5 protein-coding genes and 2 pseudogenes are annotated in these 7,094 nt (G+C 37.2%); all 7 read left to right on the top strand.

From position 1 onward, the window contains the following. Window positions 1-602, top strand: a pseudogene (locus AAC037_RS16040) (UDP-GlcNAc--UDP-phosphate GlcNAc-1-phosphate transferase); the annotation flags it as partial. Between the two features lie 206 nt (window positions 603-808). Continuing rightward, entirely contained in the window at window positions 809-1,975 is a 1,167-nt protein-coding gene (locus AAC037_RS16035) for an aminotransferase class I/II-fold pyridoxal phosphate-dependent enzyme (protein WP_339903950.1), read from the top strand. Window positions 1,976-1,986: 11 nt separating this feature from the next. After that, window positions 1,987-2,583, top strand: coding sequence for a sugar transferase (locus AAC037_RS16030; RefSeq protein ID WP_339903949.1), 597 nt, complete (start codon window positions 1,987-1,989; stop codon window positions 2,581-2,583). 19 nt (window positions 2,584-2,602) lie between these two features. Beyond that, entirely contained in the window at window positions 2,603-2,863 is a 261-nt protein-coding gene (locus AAC037_RS16025; protein WP_339903948.1) for a hypothetical protein, read from the top strand. A 38-nt stretch (window positions 2,864-2,901) separates the two neighbouring features. Beyond that, on the top strand, window positions 2,902-3,180 hold the full coding sequence (locus tag AAC037_RS16020) for a DapH/DapD/GlmU-related protein (RefSeq protein WP_339903946.1): 279 nt from the start codon (window positions 2,902-2,904) through the stop codon (window positions 3,178-3,180). Between the two features lie 816 nt (window positions 3,181-3,996). Continuing rightward, window positions 3,997-5,883, top strand: coding sequence for a nucleoside-diphosphate sugar epimerase/dehydratase (locus tag AAC037_RS16015; RefSeq protein WP_339903945.1), 1,887 nt, complete (start codon window positions 3,997-3,999; stop codon window positions 5,881-5,883). 949 nt (window positions 5,884-6,832) lie between these two features. Further along, window positions 6,833-7,094, top strand: a pseudogene (locus AAC037_RS16010) (polysaccharide biosynthesis protein); the annotation flags it as partial.

Raw genomic sequence — 7,094 nt, 5'->3', positions numbered from 1 at the left:
TCCTATTGATTGGCTGGACCAACCTATTCAATTTTATGGATGGGATCAATGGAATTACTGTTTTGTATGCCTTGGTGGCTTTGGTTACTTTTTATCAGCTTCCTGCACTAGAAGGGGAGCAGGAATTGATTGCCTTGGTGGGCATTTCCTCATTGGTATTTGCCTGGTTTAATGTTAGGAAAAAGGCCAAAACTTTTGCCGGTGATGTGGGAAGTGTAAGCATGGCCATGGTATTGGGCTACCTAATGATCAAGCTTATCTTTATCACCCAAAATCCTTTTTATCTATTTTTCTTTAGCCTTTATGGAATAGATGCCTGCATGACCATTTTTATCAGGCTGTCCAAAAAAGAAAATATTTTTAACCCCCACCGAACCCACCTTTACCAATACCTGGCCAACGAAAAAGGTTTTTCCCATTTGTCCATTTCTTTTGCTTATGCAATCCTGCAATTGCTTATCAATTTGCTATGGATTTATGGTATAGGTTTGTCAGAAATTCACTGGCTTGCCGGCTTGGTATTCGTAGCCGTTTTGATCCCACTTTACTTTATTTTAAGGAAATTTGCACAACCTGTGGAAAATAATTTAAAAACTTCTTAAAAATTATATGAAAGAAAAATTTCCATCGATTTTGTTTTAAATTCGGAAAAATGTCGCTGCAATAAGTAAAAATGTATTTAGATTAAACCAAGATTTTTAGGTGAAAAAATTTATTTTTACCGGCAAAAAATCCCTTTGGTATTGAGGGGTAATCGCTTAGATTTGTATAAAACCGTTGCTTTTTTTTAGCTAGCAAACAGTAACAAATGACCAGCGAAACAGGTAAAATTTATTTGTCATCTCCTCAATTTACGGGTGAAGAAATTGAGTTTGTAAACCAAGCGATAGCCCAGGAAAATATTGCTACAAACGGTGTTTTTATCCAACAGTTTGAAAAGCAGTTAGCAAATAAATTCAACAGCCCCCACGCGGTTGCTCTAAATTCCGGAACTTCTGCCATTCACCTTTCCTTACATTTGCTAAGGGTTGGTGCGGGAGATGAGGTGATCTGTCAATCCTTCACTTATATTGCTACCACCAGTCCTATTTTGTATTTGGGAGGAACGCCCATCTTTGTAGACAGTGAAAAAGATACCTGGAACATGTGTCCCCAAAGTCTTGAACGGGCCATTAAAGACCGACTGGCCAAAGGAAAAAAGCCCAAGGCCATCATTGTGGTCAACCTCTTCGGTATGCCTGCCAATTGGCCCGAGATATCCAGGATTGCACGACAATACGGCATTCCTGTTTTAGAAGATGCCGCTGAATCGGTGGGATCTAAAATAGGAAGGCAATTTACAGGTACTTTTGGGGATTTGGCCATCTACTCTTTCAATGGAAATAAAATTATCTCTACAGGGGGAGGGGGAGCACTATTAACCAATAACAGGTTCTGGGACAAAAATGCCCGTTACCTTTCCACCCAAGCCAAGTTGGACTTCCCCTATTTCGAGCATATGGAAGTGGGGTTTAATTATAAAATGAATAACCTCTCTGCCGGCATTGGTTTGGCTCAGCTCGATGTTTTGGACGAAAGAATCAAGAGAAGAAGAGGCATTTATAATTATTATAAAAAACATTTGGAAATGCTTCCCGGCATTTCATTTTTGAAAGAACCCCAAGGATATTTTTCCAACAGATGGTTGACCACCATGGTAATTGATCCTTCCATGACGGGTTTTCAAGCCAGCGATTTAAGAGAATTGCTTTTAGCAGAAGAGATTGAATCCAGGTTTTTGTGGAAACCCATGCATTTACAACCCATCTATTGTGGTGCCCCCTTTTATGGGGGGGAAACGGCAGAGCGTTTGTTTCTAGACGGGATCTGTTTGCCCAGTGGCACAGGTTTGTCAAATGAACAATTGGACAGGGTGATTCATGTGGTTTTCAGGTTGCATAAGGAAGTGGCTTGGAATGCAGAAAAATCTGTTTAAAGAGTAAGAAAATGGGTAAGCGAATTTTTGACCTTTTCGTTTCTTTGATAATACTGTTACTTTTTATACCGGTTATGTTAGTGATTGCTGTTTTGCTCCTTTGGGAATTTAATGGCAAAGTATTTTTTATCCAATCAAGGTCAGGCAAAAAGGGCAAGCCATTTAAATTACTGAAATTTAAAACCATGAGGGACCAAAAAGGCCCTAATGGATTACCTTTGTCTGATGAGATGCGCTTGACCCCAATTGGGGCTGGACTTAGAAAGACTTCCCTTGACGAACTACCACAATTGATCAATGTTTTGAAAGGGGAGATGAGTCTGGTCGGTCCAAGGCCTTTATTGCCGGAATACTTGCCCTTGTACTCCGAAGAGCAGAACAAGCGACATAATGTTTTGCCCGGTATTACCGGCTTGGCACAAGTGAAAGGCAGAAACAGTATTGATTGGCCTACAAAATTCAAGTATGATGTTTGGTATGTTAGGAATCAGAATTTTTATCTTGACTTAAAAATTATGTTCTTGACCATAAAGCCGATCCTTTACCGTGAGCATATTGATTTTCAAAACGAGGTAAGCACAGAAAAATTTACCGGAACACAACTATAACCTTATAAAAAAGCATTACATGTACTTATTTGGAGCTTCAGGACATGCGAGAGCCATCATAGATCTTTTGGATCCTACAGTAAAAATCTCAGGGATTTTTGATGACAATCCAAAAATTGATAAAATTTTGGGCTGTCCGGTAATGGGGCCTGTTCCCGATGATTTTGAATTTGATGCGCCTTTTTTTATTGCCATAGGTGACAATAAGCTTAGAAAACTTTTGCAGGAGAAGTTTAGCTCCAGGGCCGGGTTGGAACCATCATCCATAAATCAGCCCTGATTAGCCAATATACGAGTATTGGAGAAGGGACGGTCATTATGGAAGCAGCCATAGTGAAAGTAAATAGTCATATTGGCAAACAGGTGATCGTCAATACCGCAGCTTCTGTAGATCACGATTGTGTAGTAGGTGATTTTGTACATATCGCCCCACAGGCCACCCTTTGTGGGGGAGCTGAAATCGGAGAAGGTACCCTTGTGGGTGCAAATAGTACCGTGCTTCCCGGTGTAAAGGTAGGTAAATGGTGTTCCATAGCTGCAGGAGCAGTGATCAGCAAAGACCTTCCGGATGGTGCTTCACAGAAAGGCTATGGGTAATATTTTCTCAATTATAGACCAGAACCCCTTGCTTTTGCTCAATTCATTGCACACTAAATAATTACTCCAACGCAAAAAATTGGAAAGCTAAACAAAGATTTCAACAGCATTTATTAAGTTTACCATTTCTAGTCTCTAGTCATACCACTTATTATTGATTATAAAACCAAGAGTTGTGTAGTGGCTCAGCTCAACTAACAACTTACTAATGATGTCTATGGATTATTTTTATAAAATTATAATAATCAGTAGAAATAGGGTTTTGCCTCAATAATATTAGCTCAAAGATGAAAAAACTATAAAGTGAAAATCGTATCTTTGTGCCTAAGAAAAATTAAAGTTTTATACCCCATTTGTTTCCTTGTTTTTAAAAATTAATCAACCTTGACCCAGTTGGATGGAAATAAAATGATTGAGAATTATATTAAACTAATCGATTTAAGCAACCAAAATATCAGTTTTTAGCTTTCATAACCTGAATAAAGCATCAGGTTATTGATGTGAATGTCATATTATTTTGATATTTCTTGAACCTGTCTAGTTCATTGGTTTGCTATTAATATAGTTTTATTACTACCTTAAGGTGTGGAGCTATTAATTTCTTGGAAAATAGGGTGGCTATAATGGTTATTCCATTTTATGGTAAAACAAATATTTAATAATGTTTCGTGTTCATTGAGATATTGTTTGCCTTTGCCTGAGTCGTTTTTGCTAAATTTGTGTAGTCGGGATATTTATTGTTTTTATTATTGATAAAATTTTAAAGAAAAATTGAAAAAAGTGCTGAAATCAAATTTAAACCCGGTTAAGAATTTTTTGAAAAATGACCGTCATATTCATCCTTTGGTGATATTATCGGTGGATATTCTTATCGTATTTACTTCCTTTTCCCTGGCTTTTCTGATCATTGGTGGATTCGGTTTCGACCAGATGGAATTTGTTCAGTACCTAACAGCCACCGCTTGTTTTTGTGCCATCGCCTTACCTGTGGTTTATTTTTTTAAGTTACATACCGGATTGCTAAGGTATTCCAATACAATTGACCTTTTTAATATTTTGGCAGCGACCTTAACTTTTTCACTTCTTTATATATTATTTTATTATAGTTTGGGGCATTATTGGATAGCATTGAACGCCAAATTTTTAATGCTGGTTTTGCTGGTTAATTTCTTTATTAACTCCACTTTATTAATTGCCCTTAGGTTATTGGCTAAATCAACCTACCTTATTTTAGTGACTAAATTTATGAATAAGGCTCAGCATAAGGTGCTGATCTATGGCTCGGATCAAAATGCTGTATTGGTGAAGCAAGCCTTAAACAATGACCCTGATATAAATTATGTTGTAGAAGGGTTCTTAAGTACTGATCGCAGCATGCTTAATAATTACCTGGAGCAAAAGAAGGTTTATCACATTAAGGACTTATCCAAACTACAGAAACAAAAACAGATTCAGGAATTACTAATTACCAATGAAAATTTAAATGAGCGCGAAAAAAGAGTGGTAATAGAGCGATGCATTCGCTTGGGAATTAAAGTGCTGACCATTCCGGCGGCCAAAAATTGGCTTTCCGGAGAATTGCCCAGCAAACAAATTAAAAAATTACGGATTGAGGACCTATTGCAACGCAAACCCATAGTAATCGATCAACAGAAAGTAAAAAGTGATCTTCAAGGAAAGAAGGTTTTGGTAACCGGAGCAGCCGGTTCTATCGGTTCGGAAATTGTTCGGCAGGTGCTTTCTTATAAGCCTTCTTTATTGATTTTATGCGACCATGCAGAATCCCCCTTGCATGAGGTGCAATTGGCCATGGAGGATGAATTTCCCGGAGCTAAAATGGAGGTGGTTTTGGCCGATGTCAGCAATTATGAGCGGATGCATAAACTGTTCAATATTTGTCGACCTCAAATGGTGTATCATGCAGCGGCTTACAAACATGTGCCCATGATAGAAAACAATCCTTTTGAAGCCATATCTGTGAATGTTGGTGGGACCAGAAATATTGCTGATTTGGCGGTTTCTTTTGGGGTGGATAAATTTGTGATGGTCTCTACAGATAAAGCAGTAAATCCTACCAATGTAATGGGGGCCTCCAAGAGATTGGCCGAAATTTATACCCAATCATTAAACGGACTTGAAACCTGTAATACCAGGTTTATTACTACCAGATTTGGCAATGTACTAGGCTCCAATGGTTCGGTAATCCCACGATTCCGTTCTCAAATCAAAAAAGGGGGGCCAATTACTGTTACCCACCCGGATATCACCCGTTATTTTATGACCATCCCTGAAGCTGTACAGCTGGTATTGGAAGCAGGGACCATGGGCAAAGGAGGCGAAATCTATGTCTTTGACATGGGGAAACCCATTAAGATTGTGGACCTGGCCAAAAAGATGATTCAACTGGCAGGTCTTGAAGAAGGGAAAGACATTCAAATTGTGTATTCAGGATTACGTCCGGGGGAAAAGCTCTATGAGGAATTGCTTTCCAATGCTGAACTGACGCTCCCTACGCACCACCATAAAATTAGTATTGCCAAAGTAAAAAAATATTCCTATTCTGAAGCCAATAATTCCATTAGTGAATTGTTGGTCATTAACAAACATCATGACAACACCGCTGTTGTGCTCAAAATGAAAGAGATCATTCCGGAGTTTATTAGTAAAAACTCTATATACGAAAAGCTGGATAAAACAGGTTGATTTTTTATTAGTTCCTTAGCAAGCAGCTGTTGGTCACTGAGCAAGTCCAAGTGTACCGAATTAATCAAATACCATTTAGTCAATGCGATCCCTTTTTTGGAGAAATGTTGCGTAGGAATAGGGTGTGGCAATCTTGTCACGTTTGAGGTTCCGTCAACTTCCAAAGCGCAAAGCTAAGGCAAAGTCTCTGAATGACGAATTCCGGTTCCTGAGTTCGTCGAGTGGACAACTTACCCTACAAAAGGCCCTACCAAAGTCTATCAAAGACATAAAATAAAATAGTAACTCCTTCCCTCTAATTTTAAACCGATTCTTTGCCTTGTAATAAAAAATATTTTCTAAACCCATTTCGCTGGGATTTCTTAGCCTCGGTCCAAAATAAAAGTCCTTCCCCGGTCCAAAATCAATCCTTTCGTAACTAGTTTATTTTTTTTATCCACTACAAAAAAATTAAGAATAGCATAAAACTTAATACAAAAAGTAGATTTCGGTATTTAAATTATAATTTTGAAAAAAGATCAGATAAAAAATTTTAAATTGAAACTTCTGTTTTTTTACGGTTATAGCGCTTTTTAATTTTATTTAGTATATTTGAGCACCTAATGAAACTGCTTATTGTTATTGTAACTATTAAAACAAATATTTTTAAAAATCTAGAAAATAATGCTGTTTAATCATCTTTGACTGAAATGTTTTTATAGAGAAAATCCCAATATGTTTTTGAACAATTGAATAACATGCATTTAAAAAAAAAAAAGTATAATTTATTTTTATTAAGATAAATTTTTAACTTTAATAAATGCTAAATGGGTAATTATTAGCCGGTTATGCTTAACCTAAAGTGGTGTTATTTTTTTGTAATACAATATAGCGGAATACAAACATAATATTTATTAAAAATATTTTACCCAAGGATTTGTCCTTATGGACATTTAAATCAACCTTTTTTATGATCAACTTGAGCAAAAAAATCAACATTCTTCCGAGATGGATCATTGCATTTCTGGATGGGTTCATCATGTTTCAATGTGTAATCCTGGCATTTTGGCTTAGAGCTAATTTTGACTGGGCAGCATTGACTGATTATCCGGTAATAAGGTCTGCAGCCTCCTATTTGATGATAGGTGCCATGGTAATGTTTTTTACGAAAAGTTATGTTGGGATTGTTAGGCATACTTCCTTAAGTGATGGTTTGTTGTTAATGAGAACCA

The organism is uncultured Cyclobacterium sp. (assembly GCF_963976465.1).
In the GTDB taxonomy this organism is placed as follows: Bacteria; Bacteroidota; Bacteroidia; order Cytophagales; family Cyclobacteriaceae; genus Cyclobacterium.
Note: the sequence above shows the minus strand (reverse complement) of the source record. Positions and strands in the feature narration are given on the sequence as shown.